The organism is Streptomyces sp. HUAS MG56 (assembly GCF_058673395.1).
Genome location: NZ_CM178722.1, coordinates 4,195,933 through 4,217,714 on the forward strand (window position 1 = coordinate 4,195,933; position 21,782 = coordinate 4,217,714).

20 protein-coding genes are annotated in these 21,782 nt (G+C 72.3%); 9 read left to right on the forward strand and 11 right to left on the reverse strand.

Going from position 1 to position 21,782, the window contains the following annotated elements; all coding sequences use genetic code 11:
• The first annotated feature begins 54 nt into the window (after positions 1 to 54).
• Positions 55 to 1,479: an amino acid permease gene (locus tag AC4OXY_RS19935; RefSeq protein ID WP_491994341.1), complete on the forward strand. Its 1,425-nt coding sequence runs from the start codon at positions 55 to 57 to the stop codon at positions 1,477 to 1,479.
• Between the two features lie 158 nt (positions 1,480 to 1,637).
• On the forward strand, positions 1,638 to 1,949 hold the full coding sequence (locus tag AC4OXY_RS19940; protein ID WP_491994342.1) for a hypothetical protein: 312 nt from the start codon (positions 1,638 to 1,640) through the stop codon (positions 1,947 to 1,949).
• Positions 1,950 to 2,086: 137 nt separating this feature from the next.
• Here AC4OXY_RS19940 and AC4OXY_RS19945 read toward each other — a convergent pair whose 3' ends face one another.
• A complete protein-coding gene (locus tag AC4OXY_RS19945; RefSeq protein ID WP_376285562.1) occupies positions 2,087 to 2,668 on the reverse strand; it encodes a biotin transporter BioY in 582 nt (193 codons plus the stop codon).
• Between the two features lie 179 nt (positions 2,669 to 2,847).
• A complete protein-coding gene (locus tag AC4OXY_RS19950) occupies positions 2,848 to 3,453 on the reverse strand; it encodes an acyl carrier protein (RefSeq protein WP_491994343.1) in 606 nt (201 codons plus the stop codon).
• A gap of 399 nt (positions 3,454 to 3,852) precedes the next feature.
• Here AC4OXY_RS19950 and AC4OXY_RS19955 point away from each other — a divergent pair, with 399 nt between their 5' ends.
• Both AC4OXY_RS19955 and AC4OXY_RS19960 read left to right on the forward strand, forming a co-directional pair.
• Positions 3,853 to 5,244, forward strand: coding sequence for an amino acid permease (locus AC4OXY_RS19955; protein ID WP_376285566.1), 1,392 nt, complete (start codon positions 3,853 to 3,855; stop codon positions 5,242 to 5,244).
• Between the two features lie 124 nt (positions 5,245 to 5,368).
• Positions 5,369 to 6,016 (forward strand): superoxide dismutase, encoded by a 648-nt coding sequence (locus tag AC4OXY_RS19960; protein WP_376285569.1) that lies wholly within the window; start codon positions 5,369 to 5,371, stop codon positions 6,014 to 6,016.
• A 123-nt stretch (positions 6,017 to 6,139) separates the two neighbouring features.
• On the opposite strand, the gene AC4OXY_RS19965 is transcribed toward AC4OXY_RS19960, so the two are convergent.
• Entirely contained in the window at positions 6,140 to 6,796 is a 657-nt protein-coding gene (locus AC4OXY_RS19965) for a mycothiol-dependent nitroreductase Rv2466c family protein (protein ID WP_356022830.1), read from the reverse strand.
• A 161-nt stretch (positions 6,797 to 6,957) separates the two neighbouring features.
• Here AC4OXY_RS19965 and pepN point away from each other — a divergent pair, with 161 nt between their 5' ends.
• The 3 genes from pepN to AC4OXY_RS19980 all read left to right on the forward strand — a co-directional run bounded on the left by pepN (position 6,958) and on the right by AC4OXY_RS19980 (position 11,783).
• On the forward strand, positions 6,958 to 9,555 hold the full coding sequence (gene pepN, locus AC4OXY_RS19970; RefSeq protein WP_491994344.1) for an aminopeptidase N: 2,598 nt from the start codon (positions 6,958 to 6,960) through the stop codon (positions 9,553 to 9,555).
• 207 nt (positions 9,556 to 9,762) lie between these two features.
• Positions 9,763 to 10,812, forward strand: a complete 1,050-nt coding sequence (locus tag AC4OXY_RS19975; RefSeq protein ID WP_491994345.1) for a hypothetical protein — start codon at positions 9,763 to 9,765, stop codon at positions 10,810 to 10,812.
• Between the two features lie 161 nt (positions 10,813 to 10,973).
• Complete coding sequence (locus AC4OXY_RS19980; protein WP_356022836.1) at positions 10,974 to 11,783, forward strand: SGNH/GDSL hydrolase family protein; 810 nt, start codon at positions 10,974 to 10,976, stop codon at positions 11,781 to 11,783.
• A gap of 17 nt (positions 11,784 to 11,800) precedes the next feature.
• On the opposite strand, the gene AC4OXY_RS19985 is transcribed toward AC4OXY_RS19980, so the two are convergent.
• From AC4OXY_RS19985 to AC4OXY_RS20010, 6 genes are all read right to left on the reverse strand, one after another.
• On the reverse strand, positions 11,801 to 13,081 hold the full coding sequence (locus AC4OXY_RS19985; protein ID WP_491994619.1) for a glycosyltransferase: 1,281 nt from the start codon (positions 13,079 to 13,081) through the stop codon (positions 11,801 to 11,803).
• Positions 13,082 to 13,232: 151 nt separating this feature from the next.
• The gene (locus AC4OXY_RS19990; protein ID WP_491994346.1) at positions 13,233 to 14,366 is read right to left on the reverse strand and encodes a serine hydrolase domain-containing protein; all 1,134 of its coding nucleotides are present in this window, start codon (positions 14,364 to 14,366) and stop codon (positions 13,233 to 13,235) included.
• A gap of 95 nt (positions 14,367 to 14,461) precedes the next feature.
• Complete coding sequence (locus tag AC4OXY_RS19995; RefSeq protein WP_491994347.1) at positions 14,462 to 16,219, reverse strand: TIGR03767 family metallophosphoesterase; 1,758 nt, start codon at positions 16,217 to 16,219, stop codon at positions 14,462 to 14,464.
• Positions 16,220 to 16,429: 210 nt separating this feature from the next.
• Entirely contained in the window at positions 16,430 to 16,909 is a 480-nt protein-coding gene (locus tag AC4OXY_RS20000; protein WP_356022843.1) for an NUDIX hydrolase, read from the reverse strand.
• 9 nt (positions 16,910 to 16,918) lie between these two features.
• The gene (locus AC4OXY_RS20005) at positions 16,919 to 17,824 is read right to left on the reverse strand and encodes a pyridoxamine 5'-phosphate oxidase family protein (RefSeq protein WP_491994348.1); all 906 of its coding nucleotides are present in this window, start codon (positions 17,822 to 17,824) and stop codon (positions 16,919 to 16,921) included.
• Between the two features lie 2 nt (positions 17,825 to 17,826).
• The gene (locus AC4OXY_RS20010) at positions 17,827 to 18,273 is read right to left on the reverse strand and encodes a VOC family protein (protein WP_356022847.1); all 447 of its coding nucleotides are present in this window, start codon (positions 18,271 to 18,273) and stop codon (positions 17,827 to 17,829) included.
• Positions 18,274 to 18,397: 124 nt separating this feature from the next.
• Here AC4OXY_RS20010 and AC4OXY_RS20015 point away from each other — a divergent pair, with 124 nt between their 5' ends.
• Entirely contained in the window at positions 18,398 to 18,940 is a 543-nt protein-coding gene (locus AC4OXY_RS20015; RefSeq protein ID WP_491994349.1) for a CGNR zinc finger domain-containing protein, read from the forward strand.
• 52 nt (positions 18,941 to 18,992) lie between these two features.
• On the opposite strand, the gene AC4OXY_RS20020 is transcribed toward AC4OXY_RS20015, so the two are convergent.
• Together AC4OXY_RS20020 and AC4OXY_RS20025 are read right to left on the reverse strand one after the other, a co-directional pair.
• Positions 18,993 to 19,883: a hypothetical protein gene (locus AC4OXY_RS20020; protein ID WP_491994350.1), complete on the reverse strand. Its 891-nt coding sequence runs from the start codon at positions 19,881 to 19,883 to the stop codon at positions 18,993 to 18,995.
• 1 nt (position 19,884) lies between these two features.
• Positions 19,885 to 20,430 (reverse strand): RNA polymerase sigma factor, encoded by a 546-nt coding sequence (locus tag AC4OXY_RS20025; RefSeq protein ID WP_491994351.1) that lies wholly within the window; start codon positions 20,428 to 20,430, stop codon positions 19,885 to 19,887.
• Between the two features lie 308 nt (positions 20,431 to 20,738).
• On the opposite strand from AC4OXY_RS20025, the gene AC4OXY_RS20030 reads away from it, so the two are divergent.
• The gene (locus AC4OXY_RS20030; protein WP_356022857.1) at positions 20,739 to 21,758 is read left to right on the forward strand and encodes an aspartate-semialdehyde dehydrogenase; all 1,020 of its coding nucleotides are present in this window, start codon (positions 20,739 to 20,741) and stop codon (positions 21,756 to 21,758) included.
• Positions 21,759 to 21,782 lie beyond the last annotated feature (24 nt).

Here is a 21,782-nt window from a genome sequence, read left to right on the forward strand (position 1 = left end):
CTCGTACACCGCTCGTGCGAATTTGCTCCACACCTGGCGTAAAGGAAACCGTCCATGACCCCTGGTTCGGGACTCCAAGCAGGACTCAAGAACCGCCATCTGACGATGATCGCGATCGGTGGCGTCATCGGAGCCGGCCTCTTCGTCGGCTCCAGCTCCGGTATCGCGACCGCGGGACCCGGCATCCTCCTGTCGTACGCGCTCGTCGGCACCCTCGTCGTCCTCGTGATGCGGATGCTGGGCGAGATGTCCGCCGCGAACCCCACCTCCGGCTCCTTCTCCGCGCACGCCGACCGTGCGCTGGGCCGCTGGGCCGGCTTCTCCATCGGCTGGCTCTACTGGTTCTTCTGGGTCGTCGTGCTGGCCGTCGAGGGCACCGCAGGCGCCAAGATCCTCGCGGGCTGGGTGCCGGCCGTACCGCAGTGGGGCTGGGCGCTCATCGTGATGGCCGTGCTGACCGCGACCAACCTGGTCTCCGTCGGCTCCTACGGCGAGTTCGAGTTCTGGTTCGCCGGCATCAAGGTCGTGGCGATCGGCGCGTTCATCGTCGTCGGCCTGCTCGCGATCTTCGGCGTCCTGCCGGGCGCGCACACCGACAAGGCGTCCTTCGGGAACCTCACCAGCCACGGCGGCTTCCTGCCGCACGGTCCGGGCACGATCCTCACCGGCGTCCTGCTGGTCGTCTTCTCCTTCATGGGCAGCGAGATCGCGACCCTGGCGGCCGGCGAGTCGGAGGACCCGCAGCGCGCGGTCACCAAGGCCACCAACAGCATCATCTGGCGGATCGGCGTCTTCTACCTCGGCTCGATCCTCGTCGTGGTCTCGCTGCTGCCGTGGAACGACCCGTCCCTCGCGAAGCAGGGCTCGTACGTCGCCGCGCTGAACTCCCTCGGGATCGCGCACGCCGGCCAGATCATGGACGTCGTTGTGCTGACGGCAGTGCTGTCCTGTCTCAACTCCGGCCTGTACACCGCCTCCCGCATGGCGTTCTCGCTGGGTGAGCGCGGTGACGCGCCGAAGGCGTTCGCCCGTACCACCGCGCGCGGTGTGCCGATGGCGGCGATCCTGGCGTCGGTCGTCTTCGGTTTCGTGGCGGTCTTCTTCAACTACGCCTACCCGGACACCGTCTTCCTCTTCCTCGTCAACTCCTCGGGTGCGGTGGCCCTGTTCGTGTGGCTGGTCATCTGCTTCTCGCAGCTGCGGATGCGGAAGATCATCCAGCGGGAGGCGCCGGAGAAGCTCGTCGTGCGGATGTGGCTGTACCCGTACCTGACCTGGATCACGGCCGCCTTCATCGTCTTCGTCCTCGGCTACATGCTGACCGACACGGAAGGCGAGAGCAGCGGCCGTACGACCGTGCTGCTGTCGGTGGGCGTGGCGGCGGTCGTCGTCGTGATCTCGCTGGTGAAGCAGAAGGTCGAGGCGGGCCGCGCGCCGACCGCCGCCGTCGAGGAGACGGAGAAGGTCACCACCGGCTGACGCCGCGGACGCCGGCCCTCCGGGCAAGGATCCGGAACATGGCCGCATGATCTGACGCCACCTGTCAGGTTGTGCGGCCATGCTGCGTCCTTGCCCGCTCGGCCGCCGGCGTGGTGGCCGCCGTGCGGTAGGCGGCCGCCGAGGGCCTGCCGGTCGGGGTGCGGGCGACCGGGCACGGGCTGCCCGGCGGGTACGAGGGCGGGCTGCTCGTCACCACCGGGCGGATGGACGGGCTCACCGTCGACGCCGAGGCCCGTACCGTCCGGATGCAGGCCGGGTGCGCTGGGGGCAGGTGGTCGCGGCGTTCGCGGTGCCGGCCGGGGCCCCCTTCGGGCGGTCGCTCGACTTCGTCTTCGGGGCGGGCGACCGGGACGCGGGCCTGTACGACCCCGATACGCGAAAGAGGCTCGCCCGGGTCAAGGAGACGTACGACCCGGGCGAGCCTCTTCCGCAGGAACTACGGGGTCTAGCGCTTGCAGGAACTACGGCGTCTAAAGCGGGGTCGGCGAAGTTGACCGCGCCCCGAAGGGGCGCGGGGAACTGCGCGACCGGCCACGACGGCGCCGCAGACGAACGACGGCCCATCGCGGTACTTCCAGCGGAGCGCTTAGCGCTTGTCGGCGAACTTCCAGGCGGTGGGCAGGGCGCCCATCGCCAGGGCGGCCTTGAGGGCGTCGCCGATCAGGAACGGGGTGAGGCCGGCCGCGACCGCCTGGGAGAGGGACAGGTGGGCGGCCAGGGCCAGGTACGGCACGCCGACGGCGTAGACGACCGCCTCGCCGAGGACCATCGCGCCCGCCATGCGCAGCGGGGAGCGGTCGGCGCCGCGCCGGGCCAGGGCGCCGACGGCGGCCGAGGCGAGCAGCATGCCGAGGACATAGCCGAAGGAGACCGCGCCCGCGCCGGAGCCGCCCTGCGCGAACCACGGCACACCGGCCACGCCCGCGAGCGCGTACAGGGCGAGGGAGAGGAAGCCGCGGCGGGCGCCGAGCGTGGTGCCGACGAGCAGCGCGGCGAAGGTCTGACCGGTCACCGGCACCGGGGAGCCGGGCACGGGGACGGCCACCTGGGCCGCGATGCCGGTGAGCACGGCTCCGCCGACGACGAAGGCCGCGTCGCGGACGCGGGACGCGGGCAGCAGGTCGGCGAGGACTGCGCCGGGGCGAGCGGTGGCGGTGGCGGTGCTCATGAGGACTCCGCGGGTGGTGTGGGCACGTCGGGACCCTGTGACGCTATCCCAGCGGCCGCGAGACGATCACCGTCGGCGGTCGACAAAGGGAGGAACGGTGGCTTCGTGCCCTTCACACAAAGGGTGGCGATGACACGCGGTACGGCGTGATACCGGTCACTGAGGCCGGGACGCTTCGGTCACTCCGGCGTACCGGCGCCGGACTGTGGGGTTCCGCCAAAGTCCTCGCGCGCCGCCTTCAGTGCCGAGAGGGTCAGCCGCACCACCTCCTCGACCGTTTCCGCGAGGCCGAATTCCGGGTCCAACGTGACGTCGAAGCACCTCTCGATGATGCCCGCGGCTTCGAGCAACGCGAAGGAATCGACCTCCATCTCCACCAGGGGTACGTCCAGCTCCACTTCACGCGGTCTGATCCCCAGCTGCTGCGCGAAAATCTCGACGATCTCGTCCCGCACCTCGCGCTCATACGGATTGAGCAGCGACCTCTGCCGGGACGCGAGCACCCAGAGGGCGTGCATCTCGGGCAGCACCTCCTGGGGTGTGGTGCCCGGAGCGCGCGTCCCGAGGATCTCGACCAGCGCATCGACCGTGTCCCACGGCGGCAGCCGCGGCTCGGTGAAGGCATCGTGCAACCGGGTACGGGAGATCCGCTTCAGCAGCAGCCGGTGCATGGTCTCCAGGCTCGGCTGCCCTGCGACGAGATGCAGCGCGTGGAGGGCGTCGTTGAGGTCCCGCAGCCGGCCCGGCGGCAGAGACGGCTTCTTGAACTGCCCCGGAGTGCCCATCCGTTCCCCCGTCCGATGGTGTCGGCTGCCGTAGGAATTCGTCCTGCGGCGCCTGTGTGCGACGACCGTGGTCCATATGAGTGTCACTCACGTCCTGGCCGTCCTCGGAGGATTCAGTGCGATCCTCGCGGCGGCGTCCCGTCTCCCCAAGGCCGCCGCGGATGTTCTCCGCGCCTGTGCCGGCTGTGTGCACGCCCTCCACGAACTGCGTGCCGCCTGGCGTCGGACCGGTCCGGCGGCCTGTGGCCGCTGCGGCCGCTGCGGCCGCGATCACGTAACCGGATGTTCACAGTGCGTACGGCAGGTGTCCGGATAGTGGGCAGACCCTTCGCCTCAGCGGACGGGCCGCCCAGACTGGCGGGGTTTTTGCCCGCCCATTGCAGGGGGAGAGCCGCGCCCATGCCCGCACCGGAACCGACGACGAAGACGCCGCCCCAGCAACAGGGTGGCGCCTCTCTCTCGCACGGCCTCAAACAGCGCCATCTGTCGATGATCGCCCTCGGCGGGGTGATCGGCGCGGGTCTGTTCGTCGGCTCCGGCGCGGGGATCGCCGCCGCCGGGCCGTCCATCGTCATCGCCTACACGGTCTCCGGCCTCCTCGTGATGCTGGTGATGCGGATGCTGGGCGAGATGTCGGCCGCCTACCCGTCCTCGGGTTCCTTCTCGGCGCACGCCGAGCGGGCGATCGGCCCGTGGGCGGGCTTCGCCGCCGGCTGGTCCTTCTGGATCCTGCTGTGCACGGCCGTCGGCCTGGAGGGCATCGGCGCGGCCCACATCGTCTCCGGCTGGCTGCCCGGCACGCCCGAGTGGCTGTGGGTGGCCCTGTTCATGGTCGTCTTCTGCGGGACGAACCTGGCCGCCGTGAAGAACTTCGGCGAGTTCGAGTTCTGGTTCGCCACGCTGAAGGTCGGCGCGATCTCCCTCTTCCTGGTCCTCGGCGTGCTGGCCATCGCGGGCGTCCTGCCCGGCACGGACGCGCCCGGCACCGCGAACCTGTCCGACTTCCTCCCGCACGGCAGCAACGGCCTGATCATCGGCCTGCTCGCGTCCGTCTTCGCCTACGGCGGCCTGGAGACGGTCACCATCGCGGCGGCCGAGTCGGAGAACCCGGTGCGGGGCGTGGCGTCCGCCGTCCGTACGGCGATGTGGCGCATCGCGCTGTTCTACATCGGCTCGATGGCGGTCGTGGTCACCCTGGTCCCCTGGAACTCGGGGGCGGTCGTCTCCGAGGGTCCCTACGTCGCCACGCTCGACCACCTGGGCATCCCCGGCGCGGGCCGGCTGATGAACGTGGTCGTCCTGGTCGCCCTGCTCTCCGCGATGAACGCCAACATCTACGGCGCCTCGCGCATCGCCTACTCCCTGGTCGCCCGCGGCCAGGGCCCGAAGGTGCTGGCGAAGCTGTCCGGCGGCGTCCCGCGCGTCGCGGTGCTGACCTCCTCCGTGCTGGGTTTCGTGTGCGTGCTGCTCAGCTACTGGCGGCCGAACGACATCTTCAAGTGGCTGCTGAACATGATCGGCGCGGTCATCCTGGTCGTCTGGATCTTCATCGCCGTCTCCCAACTGCTGCTGCGCCGCCGCATCGAACGCGAGAGCCCCGAGAAGCTGGTCGTCCGCATGTGGGCGTTCCCCGTCCTCACCTGGGTCGCCCTGGCCGGCATGGCCGCGATCTTCGTCCTGATGGCCCGCGAGGCGGACACCCGCGTCCAGTTGTACTTCACCGGCGGCATGACGGCGGTGCTGGCGGGCGTGGGCTACGCCCGGCAGAAGATGCGTGCCAAGACCGGCTGACGCCTCCGCCCGCCCACCGGGGCCCCCGCGTGCGACACGCGGGGGCCTTTCTGTTGCCCCCACACTCTTGTTGCTAGCCTGCACTTGCAAGTACTTTGCAATAAGGTTCCGGAGGGGATCACCCATGCCCGTCTACACGCTGCCCGCCCTGCCGTACGACTACTCCGCGCTCGCCCCCGTGATCAGCCCGGAGATCATCGAGCTGCACCACGACAAGCACCACGCGGCCTATGTGAAGGGCGCCAACGACACGCTGGAGCAACTGGCGCAGGCGCGGGACGAGGAGAGCTGGGGCTCGGTCAACGGGCTGGAGAAGAACCTGGCCTTCCACCTCTCCGGGCACATCCTGCACAGCATCTACTGGCAGAACATGACCGGCCCGAAGGACGGCGGCGGGGAGCCGCTCGCGGCCGACGGGGTGGGCGGGCTGGCCGAGGCGATCAAGGAGTCCTTCGGGTCCTTCGCCGCGTTCCGGACCCAGCTGTCCAAGGCCGCGGCCACCACCCAGGGCTCCGGCTGGGGCGTGCTGGCGTACGAGCCGCTGAGCGGGCGGCTGATCGTGGAGCAGGTCTACGACCACCAGGGCAACGTCGGCCAGGGTTCGACCCCGGTCCTGGTCTTCGACGCCTGGGAGCACGCCTTCTACCTCCAGTACCGGAACCAGAAGGTCGACTTCGTCGAAGCGATGTGGGCCGTCGTCAACTGGCAGGACGTGGCCCGGCGTTACGAGGCAGCGAAGTCCCGCGCGAACGCGCTGCTGCTCGCCCCCTGAGCCCCCGGGCTCCCTGAGCGTCCTGCCTCGTGATCGTCTTCTCACCCTTCACGACGGCAGGCGGATGAGAGAGGACCCCCGCGAGGACGTGACTCGCGGGGGTCCTCCCCTGCCGCTACCTGTTCACAGGTTGCTGAAGTCCGGGCCCTTGGTGCGGGTCCGCTTGATCTCGTAGAAGCCCGGCACCGACGCCACGGCGACCGTGCCGTCCCACAGGCGGGCCGCCTCCTCGCCCTTCGGGGCGGGGGTGACGACCGGGCCGAAGAAGGCGATCTGCTCGCCGCCGGGGCCCGGGACCGCGATGACCGGGGTGCCGACGTCCTGGCCCACCTTGTCGATGCCCTCCTGGTGGGAGGCGCGCAGCTCGGCCTCGTAGGGGGTCGAGTCCCAGTGGTCCATGAGGGATTCGGGCAGCCCGACGTCCTTCAGGGCGGCCGCCACGGTCGACTTCTCCGGGCCCTCCTCCTGGTTGTGGATGCGGGTGCCGAGCGCGGTGTAGAGGTCGCCGAGCACCTCCGGGCCGTGCTCCTGCTGGGCCGCGATGACGACGCGGACCGGACCCCACGCCTTGGTCTCCAGCAGCTCCCGGTACTCCTCGGGCAGTTCGTCGAGCCTGTTCTCGTTGAGGACGCCGAGGCTCATCAGGTGCCAGCGGACCTCGATGTCCCGGACCTTCTCCACCTCCAGCACCCAGCGGGACGTCATCCAGGCCCAGGGGCACAGCGGGTCGAACCAGAAGTCGACGGGCGTCCTGCCGGTCGACGGCGCGGTCTCGGACATGGCTCTCCTCAGCGAAACGGTCATTCAGCGAAACGGTCTTTTGAAGCCTCAACAAGGCCAACGACACCGATGCGGTAGGGATTCCCCGCTGCCCCCTGTCAGGGGCACATGGCAGGATCGGCCCTGTCCACATACCGAACGCCAGCCAAGGAGTGCCGCCCGTGCCCGGTGAGAATCTGTCCCGCGACGAGGCCCGGGAGCGGGCCGCCCTGCTGTCGGTCGACGGATACGACGTGTCCCTGGACCTGCGGTCCGCCGTCGGCGACGGGGACGAGGGACCGGACGGCCGGGCAGGAGCGCCGCGCACGTTCCGCTCGGTGACCACGATCCGCTTCCGCTGCAGCGAGCCGGGCGCCGCGAGCTTCGCCGATCTGGTCGCGCCGAGCGTGACGTCGGTGTCGCTCAACGGCCGGGACCTGGACCCGGGCGAGGTCTTCGACGGAGCGCGGATCCTCCTGGAGGACCTGGCGGCGGAGAACGAGCTGGTGGTGGACGCCCGGTGCGCCTACTCCCGCACCGGCGAGGGCCTGCACCGCTTCGTCGACCCCGAGGACGGCGAGGTCTACCTCTACACGCAGTACGAGCCGGCCGACTCCCGCCGGGTGTTCGCGAACTTCGAGCAGCCGGACCTGAAGGCGCCGTACCGCTTCGAGGTCCGGGCACCCGAGGGCTGGACGGTGTGGAGCAACGGCGCGGGCGAACTGGCCGACGGCGTCTGGAAGTTCGCGGAGACCAAGCCGATCTCGACGTACATCACGTGCGTGGTGGCGGGGCCGTACCACTACGTGACCGACTCCTACACCCGCACCTTCGAGGACGGCTCCAAGCTGGAGATCCCGCTCGGCGCGATGTGCCGCAAGGGGCTCGCCCCGCACTTCGACGCCGACGACGTCTTCCTGGTCACCAAGCAGGGCCTGGACTTCTTCCACGACCACTTCGACTACCCGTACCCGTTCGGGAAGTACGACCAGGCCTTCGTGCCCGAGTACAACCTGGGCGCGATGGAGAACCCGGGTCTGGTGACCTTCCGCGAGGAGTACATCTTCCGCGGCAAGGTGACGCAGGCGTCGTACGAGGCGCGGTCCAACGTCGTCCTGCACGAGATGGCGCACATGTGGTTCGGCGACCTGGTCACCATGGAGTGGTGGGACGACCTGTGGCTGAAGGAGTCCTTCGCGGACTTCATGGGCACGTTCGCCAACGTCGGCGCGACCCGCTTCACCGATGCCTGGATCACCTTCGCCAACCGCCGCAAGGCGTGGGCGTACCGCGCGGACCAGCTGCCCTCCACGCATCCGGTCACGGCGGACATCCGTGACCTGGAGGACGCCAAGCTGAACTTCGACGGCATCACCTACGCCAAGGGCGCCTCGGTGCTCAAGCAACTGGTGGCGTACGTCGGCCAGGACGCGTTCCTGGAGGGCGCCCGCCGCTACTTCAAGCGGCACGCGTACGGCAACACGCGCCTCGGCGACCTGCTGTCGGCGCTCGGCGAGACCAGCGGCCGGGACATGTCGGCGTGGGCGCGCTCCTGGCTCCAGACGGCCGGGGTCAACTCGCTGACCCCGCAGGTGCTGCTCGAAGACTCCCGCGTCCGTGAGCTCGCGGTGGTGCAGGAGGCGCCCGGGACCCACCCCGAACTGCGTCCGCACCGGGTCGCGGTCGGGCTGTACCGGTGTACGGCCGAGGGCGCGCTGGAGCGGTACGCGCGCGTGGAGACCGACGTGGAGGGCCCGCGCACGCTCGTCCCGGAGCTGGCGGGCGCCGACGCCCCGGACCTGGTCCTGGTCAACGACGACGACCTGACGTACTGCAAGATCCGCTTCGACGCGGCCTCGCTGGACACCCTGCGCGGCCACCTGGGCGAGCTGACGGACCCGCTGGCGCGGGCGCTGTGCTGGTCGGCGCTGTGGAACATGACGCGGGACGCGCTGCTGCCGGCGCGGGACTTCATCGCGCTGGTGCTGAGGTTCGCGGGCCGGGAGTCCGACATCGGCGTGCTCCAGATGCTGCACGCGTGGGCGGAGTCGGCGGCGGTGCACTACACCGCGCCCGGGCGGCGCGCGGAGGCCGGGCGGGAGCTGTGCCGGGGCGCCTCGGCCGAGCTGTACGCCGCCGAGCCGGGCAGTGAGCACCAGCTGGCGTGGGCGCGGTTCTACGCGCGCGTGGCCGACGTGCCGGAGGCGTTCGAGCTGCTGACCGGGCTGCTGGACGGCACGACGGCGATCGACGGTCTGGAGGTGGACCAGGAGCTGCGCTGGGCGTTCCTGGAGCCGCTGGCCGCGCACGGCGTGGCGGACGAGCCGGTGCTGGCGGCCGAACTGGCCCGCGACGACACGGCGTCCGGCAAGCGCCACCAGGTCCGCTGCCTCGCGGCCCGCCCCTCGGCGGCGGTCAAGGCGCAGGCGTGGGCGCAGGTCGTGGAGTCCGACGCGCTGTCGAACGCGCTGGTGGAGGCGACGATCGCGGGCTTCGACCAGGCCTCGCAGCGGGAGCTGACCGCGCCGTACGCCGAGAAGTACTTCGCGGCGATCGAGCGGGTGTGGCGGGAGCGGTCGATCCAGATCGGCATGGACGTCGTACGGGGTCTGTTCCCGGGGCTCCAGGACCGGCCTCAGACGCTGGCGGCGACGGACGCGTGGCTTCAGGAGCACCGGGACGCGGCCCCTGCGCTGCGCCGGCTCGTCCTGGAGGCGCGGGACGACCTGGCGCGGGCGCTGCGCGCACAGGAGTGCGACGCAGCGGCCGGCACCCGCTGAGCCTTGGCCTGAGCTTGCCCGGTAGGTGACCGTTACGAAATTCGGTCAAACGCAGCCGTAACCCCTGGCCCGCGCCCATTCGGACCAGGGGTTTTCGCTGCCTATTCGGCACCCGAACACCTGACCTTTAGTCCCGGCTTGTCCGCATTCTTCGACGGCCGTGTAACAGCGGTTAAAGGGGGGACGAGACGCGGGAATGCCGACGCCATGACGCACAACACCCCGCTCTCCCCCCGCCCCCTCCGTCATCTCTCCCAGGCCCACCGCCGCGTCATGACGGCGGGCCGGCTGCGCGCCCACGGCGTGACGACGGCCGAGCTGAACGAGCAGTGCCGCCCCGGCGGCCCCTGGCAGCAACTGCTCCCGCACGTGGTCCTCCTCCACCCCGGCCCGCCCACGGGCGAGGAGTGGCTGCACGGGGCCCTGCTGTACGCGGCCCGTGAGCACGCGCCCGACAGGACGCCGGGCGTGCCGTCCCAGCCGACGCCGCGGGACGCCCGCCGCCCGGCCTATCCCGAGGTGATGATCACCGGTCTCGCCGCGCTGGCCCTGTACGGCTTCTCGGCCACTCCGCCGCTGACCTCCCTGGACCACGTGCACGTCCTCGTCCCGCGCCGGCGCCGGCTGCGCTCCGCGGGCTACGTCCGCGTCCTGCGCACCCCCGCCCTGCCCACGCCCCACACGGTGACGGGCCTGCCGGTGGCCCCGGTGCCCCGGGCGCTGGCGGACGCGGTCGCGGAGCTGACCGACGGACAGACGGTACGGCGGCTGCTGACCGAGGCGGTGCGCGGCGGCCACTGCGAACCGGCGGCGGTGGTACGGGAGTTGACCCATGCGAAGCTGCTGAACCTCCCCCATGTGATCGACGCCGTGGACTCCCTGCTGGCGGAGGGCCGCTCGATCGCCGAGGACCGCCTGTACCGGATGGTCCGCGACCACGCCCTGCCGGACCCGGTCTGGAACATCGACCTGCGCCTGCCCGGCGGCCCGCACCTCGGCGGCCTGGACGCGTACTGGCCCGACCAGGCGGTGGCGGTCGAGCTGGACACCAGGGCGCCCCGCCAGGACGACGACGCGCTCTGGTCGGAGTACACCCGCAAGCGCGAGCACCTGGAGCGCCTCGGGATCACGGTCGTGTACGTCACGCCGAAGAAGCTCCGCGAGTCGCCGGAGCAGCAGGCGACGGTGATCCGTACGGCCCTGATGGCGTCCGCCGACCGCGACCCGGCCGCGTACGTCGTGGTGCTCCCCCGGTAGTGACGGACCGGAGGAGCACCGACGGGGGATGCAGGAGGGGAGGGGAGGGGCCACCGGACGGACTCCGGTGGCCCCTCCTCGGCGTTTCGTGACGCTCCGCTCTCACCCGGCCGGCCGAGCCGGGCGGGCGGTGCCGCCGGGGCCGCGGTACACCGGGACGTATGCGACACACCCGGATGGCCGCATGCTGCTCCGCCCTCCTGCTCGCCACGGCCTGCCTCGCCACCGCCCCCGCCACGGCGCAGGGCGCGCCCCGGACGCCGGCCCCGGGCTACGTGGCCCTCGGCGACTCCTACTCCTCCGGCGTCGGCGCGGGTGACTACCTCCCCGGCCGCACGGAGTGCAAGCGCAGCAGCCGGTCGTACCCGATGCTGTGGGCGGCGGCGCACCACGCGGCGTCCTTCGCCTTCCCCGCGTGCAACGGCGCCAAGGTGGGCGACGTCCTGACCGGCCAGCTCGGCGCGCTCGGCCCCGGTACCCGGCTGGTCACCCTCACCGTCGGCGGCAGCGACGTGGGTTTCGGCTCCGCGATGGCGATCTGCGCGCTGGGCGGCCCCGTCCCCTGTCTCGCGGCCGTCTCCCAGGCGCGCGCCGTCATGGCGGACGCCCTCCCGCACGGCCTGGACCGGCTCTACTCGGCCATCAGGGACCGGGCGCCCGCCGCGCGCGTCGTGGTGCTCGGCTATCCGCACCTGTACCACCTCAAGGGCACCTGCCGAAGCGGCCTCCAGGACGCCGAGCGTGCCGCCATCGACAGCGCCGTGGACCGTCTGGACGCCGTGATCGCCGGGCGCGCGGCCGGCCACGGGTTCTCCTTCGCCGACGTCAGGGACGCCTTCGCCGGCCACGAGATCTGCTCCCGCAGCCCCTGGCTGCACAGCGTCGACCCGTTCGCGCTGACCGAGTCGTACCACCCGACGGCACCGGGCCAGGCACGCGGCTACTTCCCGGCCCTCGACCGGCTCTCCTGAGCCGTGGCAGGGCCCTCCTACAGCTCGTCCGGCAGCTCCTGATGCGGATCGAGGCCGAGGCCGTCGCCGGGCAACGGGCCCTGGAACAGGCCGGGTTCACTCGCGAGGGCGTACCGCGCGGCGTCGTCCTCCGGTACCGGCAGGGGCGCGACGGCGTCGAGCAGGGTCGCGTACGCCGCGATCATCCGCGTGCGGCTGAAGCGCTCGCGGCTCAGTTCCAGGGCCGGCGCGAGGTCGGCGCGGCTGGTGATGGCGGCGGACCAGGCCAGGGCGATCGCGGCCGGGTCCGGCGGGGTGACGAAGCCGAGGCCCTCGACGATCGACGCGCTGTCGCCGACGTCGGTCGTCACCGGGACCGCGCCGCACATCATGCCCTCGATCAGGCACAGCGGGGCAGCCTCGCCGGAGACGGAGGTCAGGGCGACGACGTCGGCACCGGCGTACACGGCCTCCATGTCGTGCCGGACGCCGAGGAGCCCGATCCGCTCCGCCAGGTGCCGGTCCTCGCCGAACGCGACCTCGATGTCGGCCCGCAGGGCGGGGTTCTCGCCGGTCATGCCCGCCCCGCACATCAGCACGCGGCCCTCGGGTTCGCGGGCCAGCCAGGTGCGGGCGGCGGCGAGGAGGAGCGGGACGTTCTTCATCGGGGCGTACCGGGCCGCGAAGACGATCACCGGGGCCGGGGCGGCGATCCCCAGGGACGTCCGGAAGGCGAGGCGCGCCGCCGGGTCCGGGCGGTACCTCAGCAGGTCCACCCCGTTGGGGATCACGTGCAGCAGGGCGGCCGGGATGCCCGCCGCCTCGTACGCCGCCCGGGTCGACTCGGCGCAGCACACGCATGCCACGACCGTGCCGTCCGCGATGGCGGCCGTCAGCTCGTCCAGCGCGGGTCCCTGGTTCTCCGGGTCGGAGCGGTGCAGGGCCACCACGACCGGGCGGCGGGGCAGACCGGCCTGGTTGACCAGCGCCAGCGGCTGCTCCTTCAGCGACAGGATGACGTCCGCGCCCGCCATCGCACGGGCCGTTTCGGCCAGCTCCGGGCCGCTGAAAACGTTCGCCGCCAGCGCCCCGTCCGCCAGCCCGGCGCTGCGGCCGAGCGAGGTGACGCCGACCCCGGCGGCCGTCAGCGCCCGGTAGCAGGCGTCGTCCTCCATGCGCTGCCGGGTGGCCTCGCGGCGCACCTCGCCATGGATGCTCAGCACCCGGTGGGACTGGCCGCCCTCGGCCAGTCCCAGTACGACGTCGCTGTGCACGATCCGGGCGCCTCCGGAGAAGAAGCCCTCGTAGACCGACAGCACCCGCAGTCCGTGCGTGGAGCGCACACGACCACCCGCCTTGCATCAACGATCGAGAAGATCGAGCCATCCCCGTGAACAGCGGGTTAGCCGATATGAGGCGGTACGGACATTGCATCCGGGTTAACACGGAAGGACGGGAATGAAACGTCGGCTAACAGAATTCCCCCTCGACGACCGCGCCCGTGTTCCCGGTCCAGTCGCCGTTGAGGTTGACCGCGACCGAGTGCCGTCCGTCCTCGCTCGTGGCCGCCTCGGACACCGAGCCGTGGATGCCGCCGGTGTGGCCCCAGACGTGGACGCCGCAGGCCAGTTCGGTGTCCATGAGGCCGAGGCCGTAGCGGACGCCCGGGGCGATCCGGCTGTCGACGGTGGTCTTCATCTCCTTCAGCTGCCGGGGCGGGAGGAGCCTTCCGCCGAGCAGGGCGCCGTAGAAGCGGTCCAGGTCGGCGGAGTCGGAGATCATCTCGCCGGCGGAGGAGGCGATGGACGGGTTGAGCTCCGTGACGTCGTACGTGGGGCCGCTCGGGTTCGCGAACTTCGAGTACGCCCGGCTGCTCGGCCGCGGCAGGGTGGTCCTCGTGCCGGGCACGGAGGTCGCGGTCAGCCGCAGCGGCCGGATGATGCGGCGGTCGATCTCGGTGGCGTACGCGTGGCCGGTCACCTTCTCGATCACCATTCCGGCGAGAACGTAGTTGGTGTTGGAGTAGTTCCAGGAGGTGCCCGGCTCGAAGTCCGGCCGGTGCCGCATCGCGATCGCCACCAGGTCGTGCGCGGTGACGGTGTCGTGGCGGTGCGCGTAGAAGCCGTCCGGGGTGAAGTAGGCGCGCTGGAAGTCGGTGTCGGCGAGGTAGTCGTGGATGCCGCTGGTGTGGTTCAGCAGCCGGCGGACGGTGATGCGGCTGCCGTCGTTGCCGTTCCCGCGGACGAGGCCCGGCAGCCATGTCTCCACCGTGTCGTCCAGGGACAGCCGGCCCTCCGCCTCCAGCTGGAGCAGCACGGTGGCGACGAAGGTCTTGGTGATGCTGGCGACGCGGTAGCGGTCGGCCGCCGAGCGCGGCCTGCCCGTGCCCAGGTCGCCCACGCCCGCGGTGGTGGACCAGGTGCCGTGGGCGTCCCGCGCGGTGGCGGTCGCGCCGGGCGCCCCGGCCGTGACGGCGGCCTCGACGGCCTTGCGGGTGGCACTGTGCCCGCCACCCGCGAGGCCCTCGGCGGCGGACGCCGGAGCCGCCAGGGCTGCCGAGACGAGCAGGGCGGTGGCGCCCAGCAGAGTCGTACGAACACGCATGTCTTCCCCCAGCATGTGATGAACGGTGCGGTCGGGGGATGAAACCGGTGCCGGAGGCGTGAAGGTTGCTCAGCGTTAGGCCAGTTGGGTGATTTTCAGCTCTTCTTGAGCACCAGCTCGGTGTTCCGGTCCGCCGCGGTGCCGCCGAGGCTCGTGTCGGCGCCGGGGGCGTTGCGGGCCAGCTCGCGGTAGAGGGCGGCGAGGCCGGTCTGGGAGAGGTCGGTGAAGTCGGTGCGGTGCGGGGCGGCGGACTCGATCAGAGTGGTGAAGAGCGAGATCGTGCCGTCCTTGTTGTCGACCAGCTCGATGATCCGGGCGAGGTGGGGGAAGTCGATGTGGGAGGCGGTGGAGATCTCCCAGAAGGAGCGGCCGCCGGAGCCCTGGTGCGGGGTGATGACGTTCTGGTGGACGTGGCCGTTCACCCAGGCCAGGACGTTCGTGTGGGCGGCGAGCAGCGAGAGCACCTCGGCGCCGGTGTGCCGCTGCTCGCCGGGGCGGGCCGGGTCGGGGCGGGTGTTGTTCATCGTCTTGCTGGTGTGGTGGCTGAAGACGACGACGTGGGAGTCCTTGTGGTCCTTCAGCGTCCTGGCGAGCCAGTTCAGCTGGGCGGTGCCGACGGAGCCGTTGTAGTGGCCGCCGGCGTCGGTGGTGTCGAGACTGATGCCGACGACGTCGTCGGAGATGCGGAAGGCGTAGTACTGGCTGCCGGCGTCGAGGTTGGCCGGGGAGTAGCCGTGCCCGGCCGGGCCGAGCCCCTGGTGGGCGGGGTCGAGGTGGGCCCTGAGGTAGTCGGCCGGGGTGTACGGCGCCCGCCGCTCGTCCGGCGTGACCGAGCGCATGGAGCGGGCGTGGGCCTTGAGGAAGTCGCGGTAGCCGGTGCCCTTGGGGTCGGTGGCGTGGTTGATGCTGTCGAGCAGCTTCCTGGCGTCGGCGGCCGGTACGTCCATGAGCTTCTTGCCGCCGACGGCCGCCTCGGCGAGGTAGCGGTCGCCGTGGGAGCCGTAGGCGCCGAGCGGCAGGGTGTCGTGGTTGCCGACGGTGGAGTACCAGGGCAGGTTGAGGCCGGGGCTCTGCACCTCGCGGGTCGCGGCGGCCAGGAAGCCCTGCAGATGCGGGAAGCCGAGTGTCTTGTCGCGGTCGCGCAGGGGGGAGTCGGGCTGCCAGTACAGCTTCAGCCCGCTGTTCTGCACGCCCTCGTAGTGCCCCGGGTCGCCGGTGTTCGGGGTGATGCGGCCGCCGCTCATCACCTTCATGAACCACTCCAGTTCGGAGTGGGCGTTGTTGTCGGTGTTGTCGCCGGTGGTCATCACGAAGTGCAGCGGGGCGCCGGTGACGGGGGCGCCGCGCAGGGCGTTGACCCGCTCGACGAGCGAGATGGCGCCGGGCACGGTGAGCAGCTCCTGCGGGCGCCAGGAGTGCACGTCCGCCGCCCGCAGGAACTCCCAGCGCAGGGGGTGCTGGACGTCCATCAGGTGCAGGTCGGTGAACTGCACGAACGCGGCGAGCGCCGTACGGCGGCCCGCGCGGCCGGACTTGGGCGCGGCCAGCTCCTCGCGCACCACGCGCTGCCAGCCGGGGCCGTCGCCGAGGCGGCGGTAGGTGCCGCCGCTGCGCGGGGTGGCGACGGAGGCGAGGGTGGTGCCCCTGGTGTAGGGGGCGAGCGCGCCGGCCGTGGCCTGCCGGGAGTGGGCGACGGGCACGTCGTCGCCGGTGGCGGCCGCGCTGTCGGTGGGGCGCAGGGCGTAGCCGACGCCCGCGGAGAGCGAGACCGCTCCGGCGGCGGCGAGCACGGAACGGCGAGGGACCCCCGGGCCGGAGGCCGTGGAGGTGGCGACAGAGCGTGTGCGCGACATGGCGCGATCTCCCCGGGTGCGAACGCGTCGGCGGTGGTCGCGGGCCGTCGCAGGCGCGAACGCCCCGCTCGCACTGGATGCTTGGCACCGGGAATGGCCTGTGCGTGAACACGGCGGCAACGCGCGGCGCCGATCACCGTACGTGGATCACGGGTCCTGTCCGCGGCCATGGAGTGGACGGGGAGCGGTTCGCGCACGGCCGGGGGCCGGTCACTCCTCGTTCATCTGCCGGGGCAGGGGCCCTGTCTCGGGGCGTCCGTGGGGCGGGCGCTCGCGCCACAGCCCGAGGGCGATGTCGACGAGGGGTACGCGGTTGAGTCCGGGTACGGCGTCCAGGGGCTGCCAGGCGGCGAGGTCGGTGGATCCGCCGACCTCGTAGCGGAGTTCGCCGCCGGTGACCTCGCCGGCGTAGACGATCCGGAGTCCGTGGTGGTCCGTGCGCCGGCCGACGCGCCGACGGCCGACCAGCCGGAGGGAGTCGACGCCGAGGAGTTCGGTGACCCGGATCCGGTAGCCGGTCTCCTCGGTGACCTCACGGCGGACGGTGTCGTACGGATCCTCGCCGTGTTCCATGCCGCCGCCGGGCAGCACCCACTCGGGCCTGCCGTCGGGGCCCGGCGAGCGGGCGAGCAGGAGCTGTCCGTCGCGGACGCACACGGCGTAGGCCGCCACCCTCAAGTTCCGTCGCATGCGCGGACGTTAGCGCGTGATGTCCGGATTCGCCGGTGAATACTCGGGGGCGGACCAGCGCAGCGGCAGGGCGCCCGGGGTCCACCGGGCTTCCGTGAGGGTGAAGCGGACGCTGCGCCCTCCGTCGGCCGTGAACGCGGTGTGCGCCTCGCCGGTGAGCTGGAGGGTGTCGCCGGTGGTCCAGTCGAGGAAGAGCAGCCCGGCGCGGGGGTCGGTGCGCAGGTTGCCGAGGGTGAGGAACATGGCGTTGCCGGCGTAGTCGGGCCAGCTGAGTTCGCGCGGTGAGACGACCCGGACGAAGCCGGGGTTGCCGCCGCGGTGACTGACGTCGGCGCCGCCGTCGTGCACGGTGGCGAGGAAGAAGGTGTCGGCCCGCCGGACGAACTCCCGCTGCTCCTCGGCCAGTTCGGCGAGGAGCCGCGGGGTGCCGGGCGCGCGGCCGGTGACCGTCTCGTACGACTGCCTGCGCTGGATGTACTTGGGGCAGTTCGAGAAGACCTGGTCCGCCTCGACGGCGAAGCCCCGCGCCGTGGGCCGCAGCCGGCCGTTCAGGCGCATGCGGCGGCGGGTGCGGGGGTCGAGGGCGATCGTGCCGACGCGGGTGCCGGGGGTGCGCAGGGCCGAGGCGAGTGGCGGGTCCGGGCGGCCCGCCGGGGGCGGGTCCTGCGGGGTGACGACCGACATCTGCCGGGGACCCGTCGCCCGGACGAAGCCCGGCGTCCCCGTCAGCGCCGCCGTCCACACCCGCCCCGTCCCCGGGTCCGCCGCGCCGACGACGAGCAGGGGCTGGAGCTCCAGGAAGGCCGCCGCGACCGGCTTGATGTCCTGGCCGAGGGAGCGGCCGACGTGGTCGGCGCGGTCGCGGACGCCCAGCAGCTCCTGCACGGCCAGCGAGCCCGCGTGATAGGCACCCATGACTAGAAGAAACCGCAGGTCGGAGCGGCCTCGTACGGGGCGGGGGCGCCCTCGGGGCCGAGCGGTGCGGCGATCTCCACGCGGATGCCGTCCGGGTCGTGGAAGAAGATCCCGCCCGAGGCGCCGCCCTCCCGGTGGGCGACGACGCCCTCGTGCGCGAAGTCGGCTCCGGCGGCCCGCAGCGCGGCCTCGTAGGCGCGGACCTGGTCGATCGTGTCCACGCTGAGGGCCAGGTGGTGCAGCCCGGGCCGGCCGCTGTCGTACGACCCCTGCGCCTGCTGCCAGAGGGTGACGAGCGGAGGGCCGCCGCTCTCCCCCAGCAGCGCCCAGCGCCGGCCGTCCTCCTTGCCCTCGGCGAGCACGGCGAAGCCGAGGAGGTCGCGGTAGAGGGCGAGGGAGCGGTCGAGGTCGGTGACGTTCAGGCCGGCGTGCGCGAGGCGGGGCGCCATGACTGTTCTCCTTCGAGTTCGGGTCGCCGAGATGGCTAACCTTCGTCATTCACGTTAGAAGGTTAGATGCACGCACGTCAACCGGTCACGTACGATTGAGCGGTTAGAGGAGAAGGAGAGTCCGATGCCCGCCGTCCCCGATCCCCGCCCGCTCACCGGCGAGCCCCTCGCCCTCGACCTGCTCAACACCCGGTGGAACCGGGAGGGCGAGACCCAGGACCTGCTCGACGCCCCCGAGGGACTCGCGGTGTGGCTCGCGAGCAACGGGCTGGCCGGCGCGTACCCGGCCGACGCGGCCGCGCTGCGCCATCTGCGCGAGGCCCGCGAGGCGCTCACGGCCGCCGTGCACGGCTCGCCGGGGCAGGCGGCGCCGCTCGTGGACGCCGTCCTCGCACACGGCCGGATCCGGGCCCGGCTGACCGCCGAGGGCCCCGCCGAGGAGCCCGAGTTCGCCGACCCGGCGTGGGGCCCGGCCTGGCTCGCCGCCCGCAACTACCTGGAGCTGCTCACCCGGGCCCCGGAGCGGATCCGCACGTGCGCCGGCGGCAGCTGCATCCTGCACTTCTTCGACACGTCCCGGAACGGCACCCGCCGCTGGTGCTCGATGGCCGCGTGCGGCAACCGCGCGAAGGCGTCCCGGCACTACGCGCGCTCGAAGGAGGGCTGACCCACCCTCGTCGGCGCCGTACCGTCCCGCCACCGGCCCCACTGCCGTCCCGCTACCGCCCCGCTCGGGAGGGCTCGCCCGACGGGCAGGTGAGGTGCCGCGAGGCGGGCAGCGACGCGGTGATCCAGGCCCGGTCGACGGCCACGCGGGCGTCTCCGACGGCCCACAGGTGCGCGCTCCCCTCGCCCGCGAGGACCGTGACGAGCACCTGCTGCCCCGCGCGCGGGGCCGGCCGCGCGCCGCCGTCCAGCAGGAAGGCGACCTCGGCCGGGCCGTGGGCGGGCTTGTAGGAGCGGGTCACGGTGAGCGTGACCCGCTTCCAGGAGGATGCCTTCTCCGGCGTCACCCGGGCCACGGTGCCCTCCACCACCAGCCGGGAGCAGGCGAGTTCGCGCCCCGGGTCGGCCGGCCGGCCCTGGTCCGCCCCTCGGACCGGGCCGCTCTTGGCGTCGGAAGCCGTACTCGCGCCGCCGGCCGCACCGCTGCCGTGCGTCACCAGCCAGCCGAAGCCGGCGACCAGCGCGAAGGCCGCGGCACCGGCGAGCGAGCCGAGCACGAGGCGCAGCGCCCGGCGGCGGCCGGGGCGGGCAGGCCGGGCGAGGCGCGGCGACCGCACCGGCCGTACGGGATGTACCGGATGTACCGGATGTACCGGGCCTACCGGACGCGCGACGGCCGCCCTTCCCCCCTCCCCTTCTCCCTCCGCCTCTCCGACCAACGCCTCGCCCAGCCAGGCGAGTTGCTCCCTCAGTACGGCCACGTCGGCCTCGGCCGCGCGGTGCTCGGCGACGAAGACGGGATCCCGGCGGGCCTCCTCCGGCAGCGGCTCCCCGGTGACGGCGGCCATCAACGCGTCCATGCCGTCGTACTCCCGGCCGCTCCCGGCCTCCCGGCCGCTCCCGCCGCCGGCCGCGCCCGGCGTACCCCCGTGCTCGGCGGTCATCTCACACCACCCCGTCCCCGCGGTTCCCGTAGTCCTCGTGCAGCCGGTCGCGCAGGGCGCGGACCGCCGTGTGCAGCCTGCTCTTGACCGTGCCCTCCGGAATGCCCAGTTCCCCGGCGATGTCGCGCACGGGCAGGTCGGCGAAGAAGCGCAGCACGAGCACCTGCCGCTGGGCGGCGGGCAGTTCGTCGAGGCCCCGGGCCACGGCGAGGGAGAGCAGGCTGGTCTCCTCGCCGGAGGGATACGCGGGTCCGCGCAGCGCGGCCAGCCGCTCGCCCAGCCGGTCCTGGCGCCGCCTGGCCCGGTGCCAGTCCATGGCGAGCCGGGAGGCGACGACCGCCGCCCACGCCGACACGTCCCGCGGCGCTTCCTGACCGCTCGCGGTCCGCTCCAGCAGCCGCAGCCGGACCTGCTGCACCCCGTCCGGCAGATCCGACTGCGGCACCCCGCCGAGCGCGAGCACCGCCCGCACCCGGCGTTCCTGGGCCGCGTCCAGAGGATCGCCCTGATCGTCCCCGTGGACACGGCGGGCCTTTCCGCGCAGCACCGGCCACCCCCCTCACCGCGTTTCCTCTACGACGCCGCTGCGCACGGAAACGTTCGACCGGGTTTCCGGAATGCGCGTCGAGGCGTACGTCACACCGGCGCACGGAGCTGCACGGCTTGCGGCGAAGGGGTGCCGTTGGGTGAATTTCTCCAGCTCGGAAGGGGTGCGGCGGGAGTTCCGCAACCGTCCGTCGCGCTCCGGTGTCCCAGCACTCGGGCATGACACGCAAAGAATTGGACAGGCGGACCGGGGTCGGCCGCATGATGGAAAAGCCGCGTACACGCAGAGAACACCTAGAGGGAGTCGCCGTGAGGGTCGGAATCGTCGGAGCCACCGGTCAGGTCGGCACGGTCATGCGCAGGATCCTCGTGGAGCGGAACTTCCCGGTCACGCAGCTGCGCCTGTTCGCCTCGGCCCGCTCGGCGGGGACCGTGCTGGACGGCGTGACGGTGGAGGACGCGGCGAGCGCCGACTACACCGGCCTGGACATCGTGCTCTTCTCCGCGGGCGGCGCGACCTCCAAGGCGCTGGCCGAGAAGGTCGCCTCCCAGGGCGCCGTCGTGATCGACAACTCCTCGGCCTGGCGCAAGGACCCCGAGGTCCCGCTGGTCGTCTCCGAGGTGAACCCGCATGCGGTCGCCGACCGCCCCAAGGGCATCATCGCCAACCCGAACTGCACCACGATGGCCGCGATGCCGGTCCTGAAGCCGCTGCACGAGGAGGCCGGCCTCCAGGCCCTCGTCGTCGCCACCTACCAGGCGGTGTCCGGCTCGGGCCTCGCGGGCGTCGCCGAACTGCACGGCCAGGTGCAGAAGGTCGCGGCCGACGCCGACAAGCTCACCCACGACGGTGCGGCGGTCGACTTCCCCGAGCCGAACGTCTACAAGCGCACCATCGCCTTCAACGTGCTCCCCTTCGCCGGCAACCTCGTCGAGGACGGTCTGAACGAGACCGACGAGGAGCAGAAGCTGCGCAACGAGTCCCGCAAGATCCTGGAGATCCCGGACCTGAAGGTCTCCGGCACCTGTGTCCGTGTCCCGGTCTTCTCCGGCCACTCCCTCCAGGTCAACGCCCGCTTCGCCCGCCCGCTCCCGCCGGAGCGCGCGACCGAGCTGCTCGCCGCGGCCCCGGGCGTCGCCCTCTCCGACATCCCGACCCCGCTCCAGGCGGCCGGCCAGGACCCGTCGTACGTCGGCCGCATCCGCCGCGACGAGACGGCGGACAACGGCCTCGCTCTGTTCATCTCCAACGACAACCTCCGCAAGGGCGCCGCGCTGAACGCGGTCCAGATCGCGGAACTGGTGGCGGCGGAGCTGTCCGCCGAGTAAGGCACCCGGCACGGCACAGGGGCG